Annotated in this window: 22 protein-coding genes; 3 read left to right on the top strand and 19 right to left on the bottom strand. The window is 62.1% G+C overall.

The window, feature by feature from the left end:
• Positions 1 to 4: 4 nt before the first annotated feature.
• The 5 genes from ACIQTW_RS03030 to ACIQTW_RS03050 all read right to left on the bottom strand — a co-directional run bounded on the left by ACIQTW_RS03030 (position 5) and on the right by ACIQTW_RS03050 (position 3,777).
• Complete coding sequence (locus tag ACIQTW_RS03030; RefSeq protein WP_402933566.1) at positions 5 to 574, bottom strand: DUF4395 domain-containing protein; 570 nt, start codon at positions 572 to 574, stop codon at positions 5 to 7.
• A gap of 79 nt (positions 575 to 653) precedes the next feature.
• On the bottom strand, positions 654 to 1,664 hold the full coding sequence (locus ACIQTW_RS03035) for an exonuclease domain-containing protein (protein WP_402933569.1): 1,011 nt from the start codon (positions 1,662 to 1,664) through the stop codon (positions 654 to 656).
• 96 nt (positions 1,665 to 1,760) lie between these two features.
• Entirely contained in the window at positions 1,761 to 2,447 is a 687-nt protein-coding gene (locus tag ACIQTW_RS03040; RefSeq protein WP_402933572.1) for a hypothetical protein, read from the bottom strand.
• Positions 2,444 to 3,379, bottom strand: a complete 936-nt coding sequence (locus tag ACIQTW_RS03045; protein WP_402933574.1) for an ABC transporter ATP-binding protein — start codon at positions 3,377 to 3,379, stop codon at positions 2,444 to 2,446. The genes ACIQTW_RS03040 and ACIQTW_RS03045 overlap by 4 nt, the downstream gene beginning before the upstream one ends.
• Positions 3,376 to 3,777 carry a GntR family transcriptional regulator gene (locus tag ACIQTW_RS03050; RefSeq protein WP_402933576.1) on the bottom strand — a complete coding sequence of 134 codons (402 nt, stop codon included), beginning with the start codon at positions 3,775 to 3,777 and terminating at the stop codon, positions 3,376 to 3,378. The genes ACIQTW_RS03045 and ACIQTW_RS03050 overlap by 4 nt, the downstream gene beginning before the upstream one ends.
• A 130-nt stretch (positions 3,778 to 3,907) precedes the next feature.
• Here ACIQTW_RS03050 and ACIQTW_RS03055 point away from each other — a divergent pair, with 130 nt between their 5' ends.
• The gene (locus tag ACIQTW_RS03055; RefSeq protein ID WP_402936193.1) at positions 3,908 to 4,669 is read left to right on the top strand and encodes a DedA family protein; all 762 of its coding nucleotides are present in this window, start codon (positions 3,908 to 3,910) and stop codon (positions 4,667 to 4,669) included.
• A 73-nt stretch (positions 4,670 to 4,742) separates the two neighbouring features.
• On the opposite strand, the gene rdgB is transcribed toward ACIQTW_RS03055, so the two are convergent.
• The 6 genes from rdgB to clpS form a co-directional block, all read right to left on the bottom strand.
• Positions 4,743 to 5,405: an RdgB/HAM1 family non-canonical purine NTP pyrophosphatase gene (rdgB, locus tag ACIQTW_RS03060; RefSeq protein ID WP_402933578.1), complete on the bottom strand. Its 663-nt coding sequence runs from the start codon at positions 5,403 to 5,405 to the stop codon at positions 4,743 to 4,745.
• The gene (rph, locus tag ACIQTW_RS03065; RefSeq protein WP_011775233.1) at positions 5,402 to 6,160 is read right to left on the bottom strand and encodes a ribonuclease PH; all 759 of its coding nucleotides are present in this window, start codon (positions 6,158 to 6,160) and stop codon (positions 5,402 to 5,404) included. The genes rdgB and rph overlap by 4 nt, the downstream gene beginning before the upstream one ends.
• 65 nt (positions 6,161 to 6,225) lie before the next feature.
• A complete protein-coding gene (locus ACIQTW_RS03070) occupies positions 6,226 to 7,023 on the bottom strand; it encodes an MBL fold metallo-hydrolase (RefSeq protein ID WP_091468347.1) in 798 nt (265 codons plus the stop codon).
• Positions 7,020 to 8,090 carry a glutamate racemase gene (gene murI, locus ACIQTW_RS03075; protein ID WP_402933581.1) on the bottom strand — a complete coding sequence of 357 codons (1,071 nt, stop codon included), beginning with the start codon at positions 8,088 to 8,090 and terminating at the stop codon, positions 7,020 to 7,022. Before murI ends, ACIQTW_RS03070 begins: the two co-directional genes overlap by 4 nt.
• An 84-nt stretch (positions 8,091 to 8,174) precedes the next feature.
• Positions 8,175 to 8,741 (bottom strand): DUF2017 domain-containing protein, encoded by a 567-nt coding sequence (locus ACIQTW_RS03080; RefSeq protein WP_402933583.1) that lies wholly within the window; start codon positions 8,739 to 8,741, stop codon positions 8,175 to 8,177.
• Positions 8,734 to 9,096, bottom strand: a complete 363-nt coding sequence (gene clpS, locus ACIQTW_RS03085) for an ATP-dependent Clp protease adapter ClpS (RefSeq protein ID WP_402933586.1) — start codon at positions 9,094 to 9,096, stop codon at positions 8,734 to 8,736. Before clpS ends, ACIQTW_RS03080 begins: the two co-directional genes overlap by 8 nt.
• A gap of 37 nt (positions 9,097 to 9,133) precedes the next feature.
• Here clpS and ACIQTW_RS03090 point away from each other — a divergent pair, with 37 nt between their 5' ends.
• Positions 9,134 to 10,462 carry a nicotinate phosphoribosyltransferase gene (locus ACIQTW_RS03090; protein WP_402933588.1) on the top strand — a complete coding sequence of 443 codons (1,329 nt, stop codon included), beginning with the start codon at positions 9,134 to 9,136 and terminating at the stop codon, positions 10,460 to 10,462.
• On the top strand, positions 10,462 to 11,088 hold the full coding sequence (locus ACIQTW_RS03095) for an isochorismatase family protein (protein WP_402933590.1): 627 nt from the start codon (positions 10,462 to 10,464) through the stop codon (positions 11,086 to 11,088). The genes ACIQTW_RS03090 and ACIQTW_RS03095 overlap by 1 nt, the downstream gene beginning before the upstream one ends.
• An 86-nt stretch (positions 11,089 to 11,174) precedes the next feature.
• On the opposite strand, the gene ACIQTW_RS03100 is transcribed toward ACIQTW_RS03095, so the two are convergent.
• The 8 genes from ACIQTW_RS03100 to ACIQTW_RS03135 all read right to left on the bottom strand — a co-directional run bounded on the left by ACIQTW_RS03100 (position 11,175) and on the right by ACIQTW_RS03135 (position 20,711).
• Positions 11,175 to 12,950 (bottom strand): DEAD/DEAH box helicase, encoded by a 1,776-nt coding sequence (locus tag ACIQTW_RS03100; protein WP_091468360.1) that lies wholly within the window; start codon positions 12,948 to 12,950, stop codon positions 11,175 to 11,177.
• Positions 12,951 to 13,062: 112 nt separating this feature from the next.
• Positions 13,063 to 13,401 (bottom strand): DUF3039 domain-containing protein, encoded by a 339-nt coding sequence (locus ACIQTW_RS03105; protein ID WP_017200120.1) that lies wholly within the window; start codon positions 13,399 to 13,401, stop codon positions 13,063 to 13,065.
• Between the two features lie 8 nt (positions 13,402 to 13,409).
• Positions 13,410 to 14,192: a glucosamine-6-phosphate deaminase gene (gene nagB, locus ACIQTW_RS03110; protein ID WP_402936196.1), complete on the bottom strand. Its 783-nt coding sequence runs from the start codon at positions 14,190 to 14,192 to the stop codon at positions 13,410 to 13,412.
• 80 nt (positions 14,193 to 14,272) lie between these two features.
• On the bottom strand, positions 14,273 to 15,844 hold the full coding sequence (locus ACIQTW_RS03115) for a transporter (protein WP_402933592.1): 1,572 nt from the start codon (positions 15,842 to 15,844) through the stop codon (positions 14,273 to 14,275).
• Positions 15,826 to 16,725, bottom strand: a complete 900-nt coding sequence (locus ACIQTW_RS03120; RefSeq protein WP_402933594.1) for an ABC transporter ATP-binding protein — start codon at positions 16,723 to 16,725, stop codon at positions 15,826 to 15,828. Before ACIQTW_RS03120 ends, ACIQTW_RS03115 begins: the two co-directional genes overlap by 19 nt.
• A 40-nt stretch (positions 16,726 to 16,765) precedes the next feature.
• Positions 16,766 to 17,866 carry an NADH:flavin oxidoreductase/NADH oxidase gene (locus tag ACIQTW_RS03125; protein WP_402933596.1) on the bottom strand — a complete coding sequence of 367 codons (1,101 nt, stop codon included), beginning with the start codon at positions 17,864 to 17,866 and terminating at the stop codon, positions 16,766 to 16,768.
• Entirely contained in the window at positions 17,866 to 18,864 is a 999-nt protein-coding gene (locus tag ACIQTW_RS03130; RefSeq protein WP_402933598.1) for a co-chaperone YbbN, read from the bottom strand. The genes ACIQTW_RS03125 and ACIQTW_RS03130 overlap by 1 nt, the downstream gene beginning before the upstream one ends.
• Before the next feature lie 38 nt (positions 18,865 to 18,902).
• Positions 18,903 to 20,711: a hypothetical protein gene (locus ACIQTW_RS03135; protein WP_402933600.1), complete on the bottom strand. Its 1,809-nt coding sequence runs from the start codon at positions 20,709 to 20,711 to the stop codon at positions 18,903 to 18,905.
• Between the last annotated feature and the right edge of the window lie 72 nt (positions 20,712 to 20,783).

Here is a 20,783-nt window from a genome sequence, read left to right on the forward strand (position 1 = left end):
AAAGTCATACCCGGCGGAGCGTGACGTTGTTGCAGGCCTCGCACACGTCCTCGGGGATGAGGCCCCTGCGCTGCAGGAAGCCAAAAATCGCGCAGCCGAGGCAGAAACCCACAAACGCTTCCAGCGAAGCCGCCACGATCAGCACTGCCAGCAGGATCCAGGCGGCGGGCTGGAAGCCGGTGAAAAACAGCACGACGGCGGCACTCGTCAGTGCGGCGCCGATCCCTTGGGCGAAGCGCTTGGGAGGACCGGCCACGAGCTTGGCCTGCCCGATCCTTGGTGCCAACACCTTGACGGACAGGAGGGCAAGTGGGGAGATCCGTGGTCCAAACAGCACACGAAGCCAGAACCCGGCAGCAAGTGCCACCAAGCCCCAAGCCCAGCCGGTCAGCAGGGTGGCGATGGCCACCACCACAACCAGTCCGGCCGTGATCCGGGCAGCATATTCGTTAACGGGATTTGGGAATGCGAAAAAAGCCCGCCAACCAGCCCCACCCTTTGCTGCAGCGCCAGAAGGAGCGTCATCACCGGCAGGACGGCGCACGGGAGCTTGGGGAACGGCTGACTTGGTCATCCCCCAAGGCTAGGAGTGCCGCTCTTCCGGCGGGAAGGATTATTGCGCAGTATGACCAGATGACGCGGCGGCCGGAAGGTTACGCGCCGCCCACCATCTGCAGGAACTCACCCTCGGACACAACCTCGATTTGCTGGCCCTTGGCATGGAGTTCCAGGACCCGCTTGGCTTTGCCAGTGAGTCGGCCGGCACGAAGGTCGCCTGCTACGAAGCCATCACCGACGATCAGAACAGTGGTGCGCGCGGTGACCCGGCTTTCCGGACGTGCCCCCATGTCCGCGGCCCGGGATTTCGCCTCTGGCCTGGTGATGGCGAGGTCACCCGTGAATACCACCGTCTGGCCGAAGAGCGGATGTCCGGGTTCCGCAGCCGGGTTCGGTAGGGGGTTGGGCCCCTCCTCCGGCCAGCTCGAGAAACCGCTGGGGACGCCAAGTGCCCGTTCCAGGGTTCGTTCTGCGAAGCTGCCGGTTTTGGCAGCAAGTGCGGACATGGTCGCTTTGGAGAGACCTTGGGCTGGATCGAATGCCGGTTGCTTCGGCAGGTTAAGGCCAAGGGAAAGGTAGAGTTCGGCGATGCTGTTGGCGTTGTTCCGTCGGGCGATGTCCACAAGGATTCCGGCGCAGGCACGGGCGTCCTCCGCGGCGTCGTGGTGGTTGACCAGGGGAACGCCTGCCTCCTCGGCGGCATAGGGCAGGGAGTTGGACACGAGCGAGTAGCAACGGCGTGAGAGCATCACGGTGCACACGTAGTCGTAGGCTGGCCCGGCAAGGCCGGACACTTCCAGGCCGGATCGGATAACGCCGAGGTCGAATGCCGCGTTGTGGGCAGCGAGCACGTCGTCACCGATAAAGGCGCCAATTTCCGGGAAGAGCTCCCCGAACCGCGGGCGATCAGCGACGTCTTCGGCGCGGATGCCGTGGATGCGCGTGTTGTGGAACTCGAAGTGGTCGTGGTTTTCGGGCGGGCGCATGAGCCAGGAAGCTTCCTCCACTACCACTCCGCCACGGACTTTACTGAGGCCTACCGAACACGGAGACCCCCGGAAGCCGTTGGCTGTTTCAAAGTCGATCGCCGTAAAGTCCAATGCCACTGGACAAGGTTACAGCCGGAAAAGGCCGCCCTTGCCGATTTCTGCGGCGGGGCGGCCCTTCCGGCCTGCATTGTGGCCAACGCTACATCTGGACGCCTACGGAGTGGCCCTGCGAAGGGTTGCATAGGAACCGGCCGCCAGGATGACGCACAGCAGCGCAGCCCACCCGCTGATGCTAAGCGGCGTCTGCTGGGCAAACCAGCTTCCAACATGTCCCCATCCCTGCAAAAACGTCGTGAGGGCAGCGGCACCGATCAGGGCGACTGCTGTGCCCAACGTCGAGACCAGCGTTCCAGTGGTGCCCCAACGCTTGAAGATGGTGGCAAACCAGAACCCGATGATGAACATGAACATCATCAGCACAAAGAAGAATGCTGCTGTCGAGTACCAAGGACCATCAGTGACCCAGGGGATATTGAAGAAGTAGCCATAGACACCCCAGCCGTTGGTTGCCCGTTCCATGACGCCACCCAGCATGTAGAGCACTGTCATCCCGACCGCGATCAGCGAGAAGAGGCCCAAGGTTCCCAGATAGAACGCACGTCGGCTGATGCTGAGGCCCTGAGAGAAGGGAAAGACCAAGGTCATACTCTGGATTCCAAGGACCAGGAAGTACCACAGGGGCGCCTGGCTACCGCCACCATTTTTCCCCTCGGTGACGGGAATGAGCGCGAAGATGGCGAGCGACATCAGGAAGGATGCCGCCAGGATGGTCAACGGCCATCCAATGTACGTCCACTTGTTGATCAGCTGCATCCGGGCGACCGCCAGCGTCCTGCTCATCGCTTTGCCTCCATCGCGTCGTCGGCGAAGTCTCCGGTATTTAGTGACAGGCCGGCTTCGGTACCGGCCATGGTCTTCCGCACCACCAGCTGCTGCAAGGAAACCGGCGATAGTTCAAGGCCCAACTCCTGGGCTTCGGTGCGTTCACGGCCGCTGAGAACCTCGTCCACCGTCACGGAGGCCAAGGAGCCCAGCGTTTCGCGGTGCAGGATCCGTCGGCCAGCCAGGAAGGCGTCCACCTTTTCTGCGGAGCCTGAAACAGTGACAGCCGAACCCCGGATCTCGTCGGCATCGGCGTCCATGATGATCCGCCCCCGGTCGATCACGATGACGTGTTCAAGGAGGTTCGCCACCTCGTCGATCAGGTGTGAGGAAAGGATGATGGTGCGCGGGTGCTCGGCGTAGTCCTCCACCAGGCGGTCGTAGAACAGTTGCCGGGCGACGGCGTCGAGCCCCAGATACGGCTCATCGAAGAACGTCAGTTCTGCGCGCGAGGCGAGGCCAATGATGACTCCGACGGCGGACAGCTGACCGCGTGAGAGCTTTTTGATCCGGCGCTTGAGGGGAAGCTGGAAGTCTTCGGCCAGGCGGTCGGCGAAGCCTTGGTCCCAGTTCTTATAGAAGAGAGCAGCGGAGCGGAAGGCGTGCTGCGGCTGGAAATCGTCCGGGTATTTCTGCGATTCACGGATGAAGCAGATCCGGGCCAAAACGGCATCGTTCTCGTAGGCGCTGTCGCCAAAAACCAGCGCTTCGCCGGAAGTGGCGAAGGCTTGGGCGGTGAGGATGGACATCAACGTGGTCTTGCCCGCACCGTTGCGTCCCAGCAAGCCGTAGATGCGGTTCGCCGAAAGGCTGAGGTTGACGTTGTCCAGAGCGTTGAGGTCTTTGTAATGCTTGATCAGGTTACGGGCCTCGACGATGGTGTCGTTCACAGGGCCGCGCTCCTTTCCTTGTCTGTCCCGGATTCCGGTGCAATCCCGGAGCTGCGTTCAATCATCGTGTTCAGCTGCTCTGTTGAGATGCCCAGCTTTCGGGCCTCCATTGCCAGCGGCTTGACGTATTGCTCGAAAAATTCCTCGGTGCGGCGTGCTACCAGCTGGGCGCGCGCTCCTGTGGCGACGAACATCCCTATCCCCCTGCGTTTATAGAGAATTCCTGAATCCACCAGCAGATTGACGCCCTTGGCAGCAGTCGCGGGGTTGATTCGGTGAAAAGCGGCGAACTCATTCGTGGAAGGAACCTGTGATTCTTCAGCCATGGTGCCGTCGACGATTCCGTTCTCGATGAGTTCGGCGATCTGCATGAAGATCGGTTTGCTGTCATCGATCATCAGCACCACCGCCCTACTGGTTCATTACTCATGTAACTAACCATACAACCAGCAAACCAGCAGTCAAGGGATAGCCGGGAAATATTAGACGACGGCCGTCAAGTAGGCTTGATGGGTGATCTTTTCTGCGATAAGCGACCTTGCCGTATCCACATTCGGAGGCGCGGGACCGGTTTCGCCGCCTATGGCTTCGTTCCTGCCGGACTGGCTGAACCCCGACGTCTTCCTCCGCGATTCACCTTTGGGACCGTGGGTTGTCCTCCTGGTCTGCGCCATTGTGTTCGCAGAAACAGGCCTCTTGGTGGGATTCTTCCTGCCCGGTGACTCCATGCTGTTCACGGCGGGACTCCTGGTCTCCACCGGCGCCATCGAGTTCAATCTGTGGGCCATGTGCGCCATGATTATCGTGGCTGCCATCATCGGCAACCAAACGGGCTACCTGATTGGGTCCAAGGCCGGACCGGCAATCTTCAATAAGCCGGATTCGCGGCTGTTCAAGAAGGAAAACGTGGAGAGCGCCCACGCGTTCTTCGAAAAGCACGGCGGCAAGGCTTTGATCCTGGCGCGGTTCGTTCCCATCATCCGCACTTTCGTGCCGGTGATCGTGGGTGTGGCGCAGATGGACAAGCGCAAGTTCTTCCTCTTCAACGTCATCGGCGCGGTCCTCTGGGGCGGCGGCGTTACCTTGCTTGGCGCATGGCTTGGCCAGTTTGAGTGGGTTGGCAACAACATCGACATCATCTTCATCGTCATAGTCCTGATCTCCGTCATCCCGATCTTCATTGAGATCGGTCGGGGATTCATGGCAAAGCGCAGGGCCGCGGCCGAAGGCACCAACCCCGTGGAAGAGTTCATCGAGGAGCACGAGGGCGGTAAGCACAGCGAGCACTAAGGCTCCAACAAGCTCCCAAAGCGCAGCAAAAGGCACCCCGCACAGCGGGGTGCCTTTTGCGTCCACGAAGGAACTAGTTCGAACCGGCCTCGGACAAGGCCGACACAATCGCGGGAAGCAACGCGCGAAACGCCTGCCCCCGATGGCTGATAGCGTTCTTCTCCTCCGAGCTAAGCTCGGCGCAGCTCCGATCCATCCCCGCCGGTTGCAGCACGGGGTCGTAGCCGAAGCCACCTTCGCCGCGGGGCTCGCGCAGGAGCGTCCCTTCCAACTGGCCATACTCCACCGTCTCGCGGGTTATGCCGTCGGGACCCGGGACAGCCAATGCGGCCGCACAAACAAACGCAGCTCCGCGGAACGAGTCAGGAACATCAGAGAGCTGTGCCAGCAACAGGTTCAGGTTGGCGACGTCATCGCCGTGCGTGCCGGACCAGCGTGCCGAAAAAATACCCGGGGCTCCGCCTAAGACGTCAACTGCCAATCCGGAGTCGTCAGCGATGGCCACCAGGCCAGTCGCTTCCGCCACGGCCCTGGCCTTGAGGAGGGAGTTCTCAGCAAAGGTGACACCGGTTTCGGCAACATCCGGGGCACCTGCGGCAGAGGCGTCCACCACCTGCGTGTCGACGTCGAGCCCTGGAACCTGGCCCCGAAGCAGTTCGCGGAGTTCCTTCAGCTTGCCCTTGTTGTGGGTTGCCAGGACGAGGCGTGGAGCCCCGGAGATTGGCGTGCCGCTCACGGAGCTTCCGCCAGCGTCTCGCGCTGGATAGCGGACAGCTGGGTGGTGCCGAGGAGGGCGAGATCAAGCAGCGCATTGAGCTCGTCGCGGTCAAACGGGGCACCTTCTGCAGTTCCCTGAACTTCCACAAATTTGCCCGAGCCGGTGACCACCACATTCATGTCGGTCTCCGCGCGGACGTCCTCCACGTATGGGAGGTCCAGCATCGGAACGCCATCGATGATGCCCACGGAAACAGCCGCAATGGTGTCCACCAAGGGTTCCGCGTTGCGGGCGATCAGCTTGTTCTCACGGGCAAAACGGATGGCTTCCGCCAGTGCCACGTAGGCGCCGGTGATCGCGGCAGTGCGTGTACCGCCGTCGGCCTGAAGGACGTCGCAGTCCAGGACGATCGTGTTCTCGCCCAGCGCCTTGGTGTCGATGATGGAGCGCAGCGAGCGGCCAATGAGCCGGGAGATCTCGTGGGTGCGTCCACCAATCTTGCCCTTGACCGACTCGCGGTCGGACCGGGTGTTCGTGGCCCGGGGAAGCATGGCGTACTCGGCCGTTACCCAGCCGCGGCCTTCGCCTTTGAGCCAGCGGGGCACACCCTCGGTGAGGGAAGCCGTGCACAGAACCCGGGTATTCCCGAACTCGATCAGCGCCGAGCCCTCCGCCTGCTTGGACCAGCCGCGGGTAATGCTGATGGGTCGCAGTTGGTCAGGGGTCCGGCCATCGGCGCGGATGACGGGAGTGGCTGTAGCTTCAGAAGTCATGGTTCAAGCTTAGCCAAGCTGAGGGGTTCAACCGACGCCCTGCAAAGTTGGATCGAAGCGGACAGCTAAATTGTGTAGTGGACTCCGGCAACGGCTACAGCCACATCACCCGTGAAGACCGGTTTGGCCTCGGACAGTACTTTGGTCTGTGAGGTCCACACCGGGATGTGTGTCAGGAGGAGGCGCTTGGCACCTGCGTTCATGGCCGCCTCCCCCGCACGCTTACCGGTGAGGTGGACGTCCTTGATGCCGTCATCACGGCCTTCCTCGAACGCCGCCTCACAAAGGAACAAATCTGAGTCCCTCGCTGCGTCTTCGAGTCCTTGGCAGGAATCGGTGTCCCCCGAATACGTCAGGATCTTGGTCACGGACACGCCGTCCTTGCCCGGTTCCGTGGCAGTTACCCGCAAGGCATAAGCCTCCTCGACGGGGTGATTAACGGCGAACGGCGTCACTGTGAACGGCCCCACTGTGACCGGTTTGAGCTCAGTCCAGTTGGTGAAGTCGAATTCCTCGTGCATGCCGGGATCCAGATCCAACCCATAGGCCGTGGCCATTCTGTCCGCGGTAGCTGCAGGACCCCAAACCGGCAGGCGATCCCTGCCCCACCCGCCGGGCTTCCACCGGACCGCGACATGCAGGCCACACAGGTCCATGCAGTGATCGGGATGCAAGTGGGTGAGGAAGATCGCGTCGATGTCTTCCAAGTCCGTATAGCGCTGGATGGCCCCCAAGGCACCACTGCCCAGATCCATCACGATCTTCCATTCACGCTCACCGTCGTGGGCTGTGACCAAATAGCACGACGCCGGCGAACCCGGGCCCGGGAACGAGCCTGTGCAGCCCACTATTGTCAGCTTCACAGGCCACCCCCCATGGTTGTGCCGGTGCCACTGGTGAGGGAGTCCTCGGGCTGGACGAAGTACGAGCGGCGGGACAGCCCCGCTCCCGACCGTGCCGCTTCCAGCATCTCGGGAGTAATGCGGGCAAGACTCCCTGTGGGGTACTGGGCCGCAACATGGTCCACATGCTTCACGGAGAGGACCTCCGGACCCAGGAAGCGGCGGGCCAGGATCTCGAACTGGGTGGCGTCGCCAGTGGCAATGAATTCGTGGCTGGGTGCTTGGGATCCTGTCCGCTGTATGCCGTGGTTGGCCAAGGCGCGGTAGACGTCCTTGGCAGTCTCTTCAGCACTGGAGACCAGCGTGACGTCCTCGCCCATGACGAATGAGATGACGCCGGTCAGCAGTGGGTAGTGGGTGCAACCCAGGACTACAGTGTCCACTCCGGCGTCCTTAAGGGGCTTCAGATATTCATTTGCGGCGGCCAGGAGGTCCGGACCTGTGGTGATTCCGGCCTCCACGAAGTTCACGAACGCCGGACAGGCCACGGACGTAATCGTCAGGTCCGGAGCGGCAGCAAACGTGTCCTCATAAGCTCTGGACCCTACAGTGGCCGAGGTTCCGATAACACCGATCTTCCCGGAACGGGTAGCGGAGACCGCACGCCGGACTGCCGGTTGAATAACCTCGATGACCGGTATGCCATACCGCGCCGTATAGCGTTCCCTGGCATCGCGGAGCACCGCGGCGGAGGCCGAGTTGCAGGCGATGGTCAGCAACTTCACCCCTGAATCCACCAGCTCGTCCATAACGCCCAGCGCATTCGCCCGGACCTCGGCAATGGGAAGTGGACCATAAGGACCATTAGCGGTGTCGCCCACGTAGAGGATTGATTCGTTGGGGAGTTGGTCGATGATGGAACGCGCCACCGTCAATCCACCCACACCTGAATCAAAAATGCCGATTGGACGTGTCCCTATGAGTTCCCCGTTGCCGATGGGGGCGTCACTGCCCAACGCGCCGCTTGGTGAACCCGATGCTGAAGTCATAATTATTCGAGAATAAGGCTTCCCGTGGTGTGCGGCCATTACCTGTGCTCTCCGCCTCGTGTCTGATTTGTCACAGGACAGTCGCATTTGCTTCGGGGAAGGAGCAGCAACCCGCCATCCGGATCAGGATTTCGCCTGCCTTGCGGCCATCATCGCCTGCACCAAAGACTCTTGGAGCCACGTGGTGAAGTTGTAGACCAGGGCCAGATAGCTCTCCACGTCCTCCGCCTGGCTCCAGTCCTGCATGCTGTGGATATGCTCCGCGTCTGCTTCATCACGGATGTCCAGGCGTTCGGCCAATACAAGCCGGACATCGTTCAGCGCCATCGACCAGCGGGTAGCATCCTCCGCCGTCAGAACGAGTTCATTCTTGTCCAGGCCTAGAGCCGCAGCCCTCAAGGCCCCGATCTTGTTTTCCCGAACAGAGCGTTCGGTGAGTTGGCGGAACTCCAGCGAGCCGCCGTCGTCGTCCTTCATGACGTTCGGCAGGAGACGCAGCAGGGCGCGGTCGCTGGGCTGCTTCACATCCATATCCAAGCCGATCAACGCTGCCAGCGGGTCCTCATTTTCCCGGACATCCGATTCCAGCATGGAAATGACATCGTCCAGCAATCCGCGCAGGAGGTCACGCTCCGCTGGCTCGAGGTATCCACTGATGCCCTTGAGACCGTATTTGAATGCCTTAGCCACGCTGGCGGCCGCCCTTCCCGGGTGTTTCGTTGCCGCTCGCCGCTTTTTCCACGGTGGCCCAGAGACCAAAACCGTGCATGGCCACCGCGTGCTGTTCCACTTGTTCCTTACTGCCGTGGGCCACAATGGACCGGCCCTTCTTGTGGACCTCCATCATCAGCTTGTGGGCTTTGGACTCGGAGTAGCCGAAGTAACTCTGGAACACATAGCTCACGTAGCTCATCAGATTCACGGGATCATTCCAGATCACAAGGTTCCACGGGATATCAGGGGCCATCAGGACATCGGCGGACGATTGCTCTGCAGCTTTCGTCCGCTCATCGATGTCCGTGCCATACGCAACGCTAGGGCTCATCTGTCCATTCTATGGCGGCTCGCACTAGAGTGAATTCGTGAGTAGAGCCTCGTCGTGGGACCACCCCGCAACTTCCTTGTACACAGACCACTACGAACTGACCATGCTTCAGGCAGCCTTACACTCGGGCGCCGCACACCGCCGCTCGGTGTTCGAAGCATTCGCCCGGCGACTGCCGGACGGCCGCCGCTATGGCGTGGTGGGCGGCACCGGACGCCTCCTGGAAGGCATAGCTGACTTCCGGTTCGGCGATGACGAACTTGCCTTCCTCGAGCAGAACAAAGTGGTCAACCAGGAAACGCTGGAATACCTCGCCGACTACAAATTCAGCGGCGACATCTGGGGCTACGCAGAAGGTGACGCCTACTTCCCCAACTCCCCCATCCTCATCGTCGAATCGACGTTCGCCGAGGCCTGCATCCTGGAAACCTTCATCCTCTCGGTCCTCAACCACGACAGCGCCATTGCTTCCGCGGCTTCGAGGATGACCTCGGCGGCCGGCTCACGGCCCTGCATCGAGATGGGGTCCCGGCGCACCCAGGAGGAATCAGCGACGGCGGCAGCCCGCGCGGCCGTGATTGCCGGCTTCGCCAGCACCTCCAACCTGGAAGCCGGCCGGCGCTATGGCATCAAAACCGTCGGAACAGCAGCGCACTCCTTCACGCTCCTTCATGACACCGAGCGGGAGGCCTTCGAAGCGCAGATCGCTGCCTTCGGCCCAGGCACTTCCCTGCTGGTGGATACCTACGACGTCGAGACGGCGGTGCGTACCGCCGTCGAGCTCGCCGGTGACAAACTCGGCGCAGTCCGGCTGGACTCCGGCGACCTCATTGCCCAGGCGCAGTGGGTACGCCAAATGCTCGACGACCTCGGCAACGTCAACACCCGCATTGTGGTCACCTCGGACCTCGACGAATTCGCCATCGCGGCCCTGCAGTCCGCCCCGGTGGACTCCTACGGCGTTGGCACCTCCCTGGTTACCGGTTCCGGGGCCCCGACTGCCAGCATGGTCTACAAGCTGGTCAGCCGCACCAACGACGCCGGCGAATTCATCTCAGTTGCCAAAGCCGCGAAAAACAAGGCTAGCGTGGGTGGACGCAAATACGCCCTCCGTAAGCTCAACGAACGAGGCCGTGCCACCCAGGAAATCGTGGGAATAGGCCACCGCCCCGAAGACGACGGCAACGACCGCGTCCTGCTTCACCAGTTCGTCAAGAACGGCGAGGTGCTGCCCGGATGGACCGGACCTGAGGGTGTCATCCGTGCCCGTGAACGGCACGCGGCCACCATGGCCGAGCTGCCCGCCGTCGTGAACCGCCTGCAGCGGGGCGAGGCTGCCATCCCCACCATCTACGAGGAGAACTGATGTCCAGGGCCCTGATCATCGTCGATGTACAAAATGACTTCTGCGAGGGTGGAACGCTCGCTGTCGAAGGTGGCGCCGCCGTAGCAGGTGCCATCACCGAGTACGTAGACGCCAACCAGCAACACTTTGACCACATTGTGGCCACCCAGGATTGGCACATCGAACCCGGCGACCACTTTTCAGACGACCCGGACATGGTTGACTCCTGGCCTCCGCACTGCAGGGCCCGGAGCAAAGGTGCTGAACTCCACGAAGACCTGGATCCCGAGTACATCCAGGCGTACTTCCGAAAGGGACAGTTCACTGCGGCCTACTCAGGCTTCGAGGGCGTCCTGGCTCCCGAAGACGATGTCCCCACCGGCGACCTGAAGGCGGGCGCCGCCGTAGCGGAAGTCCTCGAAGAAGACGCGATAGGGCTCGACGACTGGCTGCAGAGCCACGACGTCGAGGAAGTGGTGGTGGTGGGACTCGCAACGGACTACTGCGTCAAGGCCACCGCACTGGATGCCGTCCAAGCCGGCTACAGCACCACGGTCATCGCTGAACTCACAGCCGGAATCGCCGAGGACCTTTCGGCCGCCTACGACGAAATGGAAGCCGCCGGCGTCGAAGTTGAACGTGACTAAGACTGCAACTTATTAGCTGTAAAGACGGGAGGGCGCCGCAAACGCGGCGCCCTCCCGTGTTTAGTTTTTGCAGATTTTGGAGCCAGCTACTTCCTGCCGATGAACCAGTCCTGAAGCTTGCGCAGGCGGGCCTGCAGCTGCTCCTCGTTCGCCTGGGCCACAGCAGGACCCCCACACACTTCACGCAGTTTGGTATGAACCACTCCATGCGGCGTGCCGGTGCGGGCGGACCAGGCGGCCACGTTCTTAGCCAGCTCGTTGCGCAAGTCCATGAGCATGCGGTGGTCAGGAACCGCAGGCGCGGCGGCGGCTGCCAAGGGTGACTGGCGCTTCTTGCGTGATTGCTGTTCGTGCTGGCGCTGACGCAACAGCGTGCCTACCTGTTCGGCGTCGAGTAGCCCCGGAATTCCCAGGAAGTCCAGCTCTTCATCCGAACCGATATCCGCACCCGTACCAAACTCGCCGCCATCGAAAAGGACACGGTCAAAGGAAGCCTGGGAATCCAAGGCTTCGAACTTGCCCTTGGTGAGCTCGTCTGAGGCCTTGTCCTCGCGGTTGGCCTCCGCCATGAGGTTTTCTTCGGGATTGAAGAGGCCGTCGTCGTCCTTTTCGGGGCGGTCCAATGCGTGATCGCGTTCGGCTTCCATGGTGTTGGCCAACACCATTAGCGGAGGCACGGACGGAAGAAATACCGACGCCGTCTCTCCCCTCTTGCGGGCACGCACAAAGCGGCCTACGGCTTGGGCGAAGAACAGCGGAGTTGAGGTTGAGGTGGCATAGACGCCCACTGACAGACGCGGAACGTCCACGCCTTCGGACACCATTCGGACAGCCACCATCCATCGCTGGTCCCCCGCGGAGAACTCCTCGATCTTGCTGGAAGCCTTGGAATCGTCAGAGAGAATGACCGTAGGCGATTGGCCTGTTATTTTCTTCAACTGACCGGCATAGGCGCGGGCATCATCATGGTCCGTGGCAATCACCAGCCCGCCTGCGTCGGGCACGGTCCGCCGAACCTCGCCGAGCCGTTTGTCTGCGGCCGCCAGGACGGCAGGAATCCACTCTCCCGTGGGGTTCAAGGCAGTCCGCCAGGCCTGCGAGGTGATGTCCTTGGTTACAGCCGCTTCCCCGAGGGATGCCGCCATCTCATCGCCGGCACTGGTCCGCCAGCGCATCTGGCCTGAATAGGCCATGAACAGGACAGGACGCACCACATGGTCCCGCAATGCGTTTCCGTAGCCGTAGGTGTAATCAGCCTTGGAACGGCGAATGCCGTCCCGGTCCTCGGCGTATTCGACGAAGGGAATTGGGGAGGTGTCCGAACGGAAAGGGGTACCCGTCAAGGACAAGCGCCGGGCAGCAGGATCAAAGGCCTCCCGGAGGCCGTCTCCCCACGAAAGGGCCTCGCCGCCGTGGTGGATTTCATCCAGGATCACCAAGGTGCGGGCCGCTTCGGTCTTCGCGCGATGCAACATGGGCTTGCTCGCTACCTGTGCGTACGTGACGGCTACACCCACGAATCCCCGGCCGTGTTGGCCATCGGAGTTTTTGAAGTTGGGATCAATGGCGACTCCCACTTTTGCTGCGGCGTCTGCCCATTGCCGCTTCAGGTGGTCAGTAGGCGCCACAATGGTGATGCGGTTGACCACACCGCTGTCCAGCAGGGTGGTGGCGATGCGCAGCGCAAAGGTGGTTTTACCAGCGCCGGGCGTTGCCACAGCGAGGAAGTCCTTCGGATTGCGGGTCATGTAGAGGTCGAGGGCCTCCTGCTGCCACGCACGGAGCTTGGGCGCGGTACCCCATGCGGCACGCTCCGGGTATGCCGGAGGCAGGGATGGTCCACCAAAGAGTGTTTCTGTCATGCTGACTCCCCCGGCCTGATGGCAGCGACGACGATCTCCGACCTTCCGGGCACGCCAAAGCGGACCTTGGGACGGTGATGATCAGAAAGGGCTGGAGTTCTCTTCCCACCCACTACTTGGAGTTGCCCGGGCCGCCGTTTTTTCCACCGTCATTGCCGGGGCGGAGGCCTTCGTAAATCTCCTTGCACTCCGGGCAGACCGGGAACTTCTTGGGATCGCGCCCCGGCGTCCAGACTTTGCCGCACAGGGCAATGACGGGCTCGCCGGTCAGGGCCGACTCCATGATCTTTTCCTTGCGGACATAATGCGAAAACCGCTCGCGGTCGCCGGGCTCCACTTCCTGGCGCGTTTCTTCGCGCTCAATGGTGGCAGTGGACGTTCCGGCTCCGGAAAGCTCGCGCATGGGGTCGTTTTCGAATGGATCCGGAGGAAGCGTAGTCATGCCAAACATCTTACCGTCTACAGGCCCTGCCACTCCGGCTTGTTGTCATAGGTGTGCCGATAATAATCGGCCAGTTTCAGCGATGATGCGGCCGCTTCATCCACCAAAACCGTGGCGTGCGGGTGCATCTGAAGGATGGAGGCCGCGCAAATGGCAGCCACCGGCCCCTCCACGAAATCCCGGACAGCCTGGGCTTTCTGGGCGCCCGTTGCGACCAATACCACATGCCGGGCATCCATGATGGTGCCGAGGCCCTGCGTGACTACATGGTGGGGAACGTCGTCGATGCTCTTGAAGAAACGGGCGTTGTCCTTCCGGGTCTGCTCGATCAATGTCTTGATGCGCGTCCGGGATGCCAGGGAGGAGCCAGGCTCATTGAAGCCGATATGACCGTCTGTTCCAACGCCCAAAATCTGGAGATCCACTCCACCTACAGCCTTAATGGCGTCTTCGTAGCCCTGGCATGCAGCCTCAAGGTCCTCAGCCGCGCCATCCGGCCCATGAACGTTCTCCGGCTTGATGTTCACCCGGTTGGTGAATTCGCGTCGGATGACCTCGCGGTAGGACTCGGGATGTCCTGCTTGGAGCCCAACATATTCATCCAAGGCGAACCCATGCGCCTGGCTGAAGTCCAGTCCCCCGGCCTCGTACCGGCTGGCCAATTCGTCGTAAATGGGCAGCGGTGACGACCCCGTTGCCAACCCCAGCACTGCATTGGGCTTACGGCGTACCAGCGCCTCGATGGCATCGGCAGCGAGCGCACCGATCTGCTTGGCGCCAGGGAGAATGACAACTTCCATCGTCATGGCCTTTCGTAGTATGAGCTATCTGACAAAGACGTTATCCCATGTCCCATCTACGGGCACGGTTGTTACGGAGGCTAGCGGTTCACGCTGAGTTGGGCGAACATTTCCGGACCGCGGGCATCCAACCATTTTCCACCGAGCCGGACGCCAACCACGAAGAGGATGACGCCGAGTAAAGGTCCAACTGCCAAGTTGATCCAGCCTGCTTCCGGACCTCCGCTGAAGGCCTGGATAGCCACCCACGCAAGCTCCGGAACGAGCAGGAGGGCCAAAACGCCCATACCGACGGCTTGCACTGCCAGCGTCTGGGCGACATTTCCCGGCGGTTTCTTGAACGGGCTGTCCCCCGGCAAAGGTACTGCGATGTTATAGCGTGCCGAAATCACCGAGGAGAGCCCCAGCCCGGTAAAGAGAGTTCCCAGCGACAACCCCAGAAGGTTAGGAAGCCATCGCCAGTCGCCAGTGACGAAAAGGGGCCCAACAGTGAACACGAGCACCACTGGAAGTGAGATGGCCAAGCAGGCCAGGGCACGACCCAGGCGATCGTCAATGCCCCTAACGCCCGCCGCGAGGTGGAGTGCAAAAGCTGTGTTGTCATACGAGACGTCAGCGCAGATGGACCAAGCCATCATGAACGCTGTCAACGGTCCCAGGATCATGAGCAGGTCGTAGCTGCCGCTCTGTGATCCACTGAAGAAAAAGATGACGGGAAACAGGGGAACAATCACCAGGGAGGCCGCATACCTTGGATCCTTCATCCAATAGATCAAAGCTCTGGAAGCAACTGCGCCCGCGGGAGTTCCGGGAAGAAGGGCAAACAGTCCAAGTTTCCCTCCCTTCCTGGCCGACCCTCCGGAGTACGGGGGCGTCACCAAAGCGCGCTGCAGCAGGACATGCCAGCACAGGAGGAGGCCGGCAATGGTTGCTGCAGAGATCAGAAATTTCAGGGCTGCGGCGCCCAGGCTACCGGACTCCAGGTCGCCGCCCAAGGACCAGGCCGCACCCAGCGGAGTCCAGGACACGGTGCGGGCCAACACCTGCAGGAAATCGGCACTGCCGCGAACGCCGTCCACAATTCCCACCATGATGGGCCCCAGCAGCATCATTGGGATGAAGACAATGATGCTGCTGACGTCCTTGAAACGTCGCGACGAGGCGAGGCCGGCGGTCGCCGTCGTGACCACCTTGGACAGAACGATGCATGTAAGGGCACCCAGAATGGCACCCAAAAAAGCGCCGGCCACAGCTGGAACGCTACGCCACCAGGTTCCCACCGTGCCCAAAGCGGCGAGCAACGTAGCCAAACCCGGGATACCGATGAACCCCGCCAGGGCGAGCCCAGCCAATAGTTGCCTCGAGGGGATCGCGAACGTGGTGAAGCGGGCCGGGTCCAAGGTCATGTCCGCCGCAGAAGCGAGGAGTGGAATAATGGCCCATCCCAGCACCGTGGCCGCACCGCCCAGCACTACCACCGTGTGGGCAATCTCAACGTCCGCCCAACGCAGCGCAATGAGTCCGCCAATCAGAAGAGAAAGGACGCCCAAGGCATAGAGCAGGCCGAGTGCCATGCCCACCAACTGCCACGGGCTGCGTTTGAAACCGTTAAGCAGCAGGCGCCACTTCAGACTCAGAAGGTGCGCAACCATTCCAGCCCCTCCGTCCGGTGTCCGCCGCCCACCAATTGCACAAACCGTTCCTCCAGGGTGGAGCCGTTCCGGACCTCCTCCACAGATCCGGCTGCAAGGACCCGACCGCCGGCGACCACCGCGACATGGCTGCACATGCGCTGCACGAGGTCCATGACGTGGCTGGAAACGATGACAGTACCGCCGGAAGCGACGTAACTCTCCAATATGCCCCGGATATTGGAAGCGGAAACGGGGTCCACCGATTCAAAGGGTTCATCCAGGACAAGGAGGCGGGGCGCGTGAATCAGCGCAGAGGCCAGCGCGATCTTCTTGGTCATGCCGGCCGAGTAGTCAACAACCAACGTTCCGGCGTCTGCTTGGAGATCGAGGGCGGCCAGCAACTCAGAAACCCGGGAGCCCACAACATCACGATCCATGCCGCGGAGCAGCCCGGAATAGGTCACCAGTTGTTCGCCCGTCAGCCTGTCGAAGAGGCGCACCCCATCCGGCAGGACGCCCATCAGCTTCTTGGCTTCCAAGGGCCGCGCCCAAACATCTACGCCATGGACCAGGGCCGTGCCAAAGTCGGGCCGCAGCAGGCCGGTAGCCATGGACAGCGTAGTGGTCTTGCCGGCACCGTTGGGGCCAACCATCCCGTAGAAGGAACCCGCGGGGACTTCCAGACTCACGCCGTCGACCGCGATCTTCTCACCAAAACGCTTGGCCAGGCCGCGGATGGACAGTGCAGCCAGCGGCCCGCCCTCGGCAGGACCACTTGAAGGCAACGGGAGGGCGCTAGCCGGTAATTGATTGACCGGCTGGGTTTGGGCAGCCTGTTGCGGTGCAGAAGCTTGTGGCGGCGTGGAGGCGGACGTGGGTTCATGGCGTGGTTCCGTCATGGACCCAGCCTAGCCTTGCCAACACGAAGCTGAGGAGGTCCTAGAAGCCGTGGCGGGGAACGGCCCGCTGGTACTGCGGAACCCATGGAATGTCGTGGCCCAGTTCGTATGCGGCCCTGAGCCACCAATGCGGATCCCGCAATGCGGCGCGGGCCATGAAAACCGCATCCGCCCTGCCGTTCGCCACAATATCCTCCGCTTGCGTGGCGCTCGTGAGCAAGCCCACCGCGCCGGCGAGGACTCCGGCGTCGTTCTTTACCTGCTGGGCGAATCCAGCCTGATAACCGGGCACAGCCCTAATCTGCTGATGCGCTACTGCGCCGCCGCTGGAGACGTCCACAAGGTCGACGCCACGTTCGGCAGCGGCACGGGCCAGCCGAACGGAAGCTTCGACGTCAACGCCGCCGTCTGCCCAGTCCGACGCGGAAATGCGGAGCAGAAGCGGCATGGAGTCCGGAATGACTTCCCTGACCGCATCCACCACCGCGAGCATAAGTCGATTGCGCCCCTCCTCGTTTCCACCCCAGCCATCGGTGCGGGCGTTGATGAGCGGGCTTTGGAACTGGTGCAGGAGGTACCCGTGGGCGCCATGGATCTCCACAGTATCGAAACCCGCCGCCACTGCCCGACTGGCAGCGGACGCAAAGTCAGCCACCACGCCGTGGATTTCCGCGTCGCTCATAGCTTCCGGCGCGGCATAGCCGTCAAACGGATCATTGCCTGGCCCCACGGTGACCCACCCGCCGTCGGATTCCGGAACAGAGCCGGAGCGATCGGAAAACGGCCAATACGTGGATGCCTTGCGCCCCGCGTGGGCAAGTTGCGCCCCAATCTTGCAATCGACGGCACCATGCCGGTGCACGAACGCCACTATCCGCTCCCATCCGGCCGCCTGCTCATCGGAGTACAAGCCGGCGTCCAAGGGGCTGATTCTGCCCGCAGCGTTCACCGCAGCCGCCTCACTCAGGATGAGGGCGGCGCCGCCGGCTGCAAAAGAACCCAAGTGCATCAAGTGCCAGTCGTTGGGCACGCCCACTCCGGTCTCCGGGTGACAGCCGTACTGGCACATCGGCGATACCCAGCCTCGGTGTGGGACGGTAAGTGAGCGCAGCTGAAGCGGAGCGAACAGCGCGGACGGCACTAGAAGAGAACCCTCGCGAGCCCTTGGCGTGCCTTTGCCACCCGTTCGTCCTGGGTTCCCACAACCTCGAAGAGCTCAAGGAGGCGCACACGGGCGGTCTCACGCTCGGGACCGAAATTCCTGCCAATGAACGTGATAATGCGGTTGAAAGCGTCATCGATGTGGCCGCCGGAGATATCGAGGTCAGCCACAGTTAACTGGGCTTGGACGTTGTCCGGCTCTTCGGCCGCGAGTTCGCGGAGGCTCTCGGCCTCAGGGGCGGAGAGCTGGTCCAAGCGGGCCATCAGCTCGACCTGCGCCAAACCAGCCTTGGCATCGGAGTCTGCCGGCTGTTCGAGGAGCGCCTGCTTGTAGGCCGCGGCTGCGCCGGCGTAGTCGCCGACCTCGATCGCGTCGATGGCTGCCTGGTGGAGCGGCGGCAGTGGTGCGGGTTCCGCATCCTCGGCCGGTGCGGCATCACCTATGCTGCCGGTGACCCCGTTTGCTGCAGCAACCTTGAGCAGTTCCTCAACCAGGTTTCGGATCTGTTCGTCATCCGCTGGTCCTTGGAAAAGCGGCACGGGCTGTCCCTTGACCACGGCAACGGCTGTTGGAACTGCCTGAACTTGGAAGGCCTGCGCCAGTTGCGGGAAGGTGTCCACATCGGCGGCTGCAAGCACCAAGCGCCCACTGTAACTTTCAACGACGCGTTCGGCTGCATCGAGAACGGCAGGTGATTCGGGCGCATAGCGCGACCAAAGAAGGAAAAGCACGGGGATCTGTGCGGACAATTGCACCAGGTCCTGGAAATTTGATTCGGTTGCATCCACTCGAAGTGGTGCTTTGCCGGCGTCACCCGCTTGGGGCGTGCCATCCGCCGGCGATCCGCCCTCCGCCGAAGCAGAGGGGGCCGGCACCGGCGGGGCGGCCGGGCGGCGCAGCGACGACAGGTCAACGGCACCGCGAAGATTGAGCTGGCTGGCAGCGGCTGGAGTGGGTCGGTATCCGGGCGAACTCATACCGTCCACTCTAGCCGCTGCCCTGCCATGGGTATGCCTTACTTGAAGCTGGCTCCAACCAGCCCGCGGGTAGCCGCCACGAGCTTCATGGGGTCCGCAGAACCTGCCGGCGGGATGTAGACGGCCACGGATTCGGCGAAGTTCAGAACCATGCCTGTAGTGGTTTCCTTACCACCAGCGAAGACTGCGGAATCGTCTTCAAGCACAAGCTTGTCGCCTGCCGCCTTGGGTGTGCCTTCGAAAGCGAAATCCAAACGCCCCACTACCACGGCGCCGCCGTCGGCTGTCCGCAGCACCACAGTTTGGTTGGTGACCGGCGTGTGTGTGAACTTGAAGTTTGCGCTGGTTCCGTTCTTCACAGTGTCCGCCTGGTAGGCCAGTGCCCCTGCGATGTAAGGAGAAGACTGCCCATCGGCCAACTTGCTACGGTTGGGCGACTCCGGGTTCGTCAGCATTTCACTCAGGATTTCCAAGGCCTGATTACCGCTGTAGGCCAAGCCCGTGCTGTCACTCGCCGGTACAGGCTCAGTTCCGTTGCGAGGAATGGGGAAGGACGGGAAGTTGGTGCCAGGCTGTAGCGGCGCACTGCCCCACAACTTGTAGTTCTCACGAGGCGAAAGCTGCACCAGGGTCAGGACCTGCGGCACCACGTTTCCTTCACCCTGGGTGAGGGCGAAGACCGTACGGGGCCAGTCCCGCTTGGTGCTGATAACGCTGCTCTGAAGCTTGGTGGCCCGGACCGGCATGCGCGCCTCGTAGGCAGACACCGCGGACCGGATCTTGTAGTTCTGGGTCCGGACCTGCAGTTCCATCATGTCCACGCGCGGGGCCAACTTTGCCGCGTCCTTTGCAGCGTCCGCTGCATCCACGGTGCTCGCTACCTGCTCGAGGATCCTCTGCAGTTGGGATTCCAGCATGACAGGCGTTCCGCCTTCAGCAGTTGCCGCAGCAGAAGAGGTTGAGGTCGCCTCGGGGGTAGTGGTGGCCTGGGCGGCGATGGCTGTTCCACCGACCATGACCGCTGCCAGCGTCGCCGCGAGTGCAGTGACGCGGAGGGCTGGCCCTTCGGTCCCGGCACCAGGACGACGTCCCTTGTCAGCAACAGGCGACTGAACGGTGGGTGACTGGGTCGTAGACGCCTCAGCGCCCGGCGACTTGGCAGTAGAGGACTGTACCGGGAGCGTGGTGGTCTCTCCGCCGTCGTGCGGCTCGTCGTCGTCGTGCTTGCGGCGGTTGCTGAGCGCTTTGGCGATGAACGGCAGCGCCGCTCCGATCAGGATGATGATGATGCCCAAAACAATCAGCGGCACTGCCCAGGGGGTGGTGGCGTTGTTCGGGAACGTCATTGAAATCGACGACGGCGCAGGCTGGGTACCGTCGCCGGCAACCAGCAGTGACCACTCACCATCGGCGGGAGGGTTCCAGGTGTAGTCCAAATCGCCGCTGGCGTCCTCGGTGCTGACCCACAAATCGGATCCAGCCGGGGAAGGCGCCGTGGCCTCGCCGTCGGCAGAGGACACCTCCAGCGATTTCTGGTCCGCAGAGACACCGGTCAACGTGTTGTGGGCAGTCTCGCCGACCCAGGCTTCGACGTCGTCAGGGCGTCCTGTGGCAACAATGAAGTTGCCTTCACCCTGGATCTTGATCTTCACCGGCCCGTCGTGGAGGGCAATCAACTTTTGGTCGATCACGGTCAGCGGGGCAGCTTTGGTATCGCTGGGAACCGAAGCCGTCACGGTCTCGGAGGGGGCCCAAAAAGTCAGCTGGCCAATACCGGCCAGCATCGTCAGCAGGCCCAGCAGCACCAGCAAGGCTGCAGTCTTCAAACGCACAGGATCACCTATCATCAGCGGTCGTTGAACTTCAAGGGTAACCGTTTTGTTATAGGAGAGTCAGATCGAGGTGATCTCGCCGACATC

It is taken from the genome of Paenarthrobacter sp. NPDC090517, assembly GCF_044769165.1.
Classification (GTDB): Bacteria; Actinomycetota; Actinomycetes; order Actinomycetales; family Micrococcaceae; genus Arthrobacter.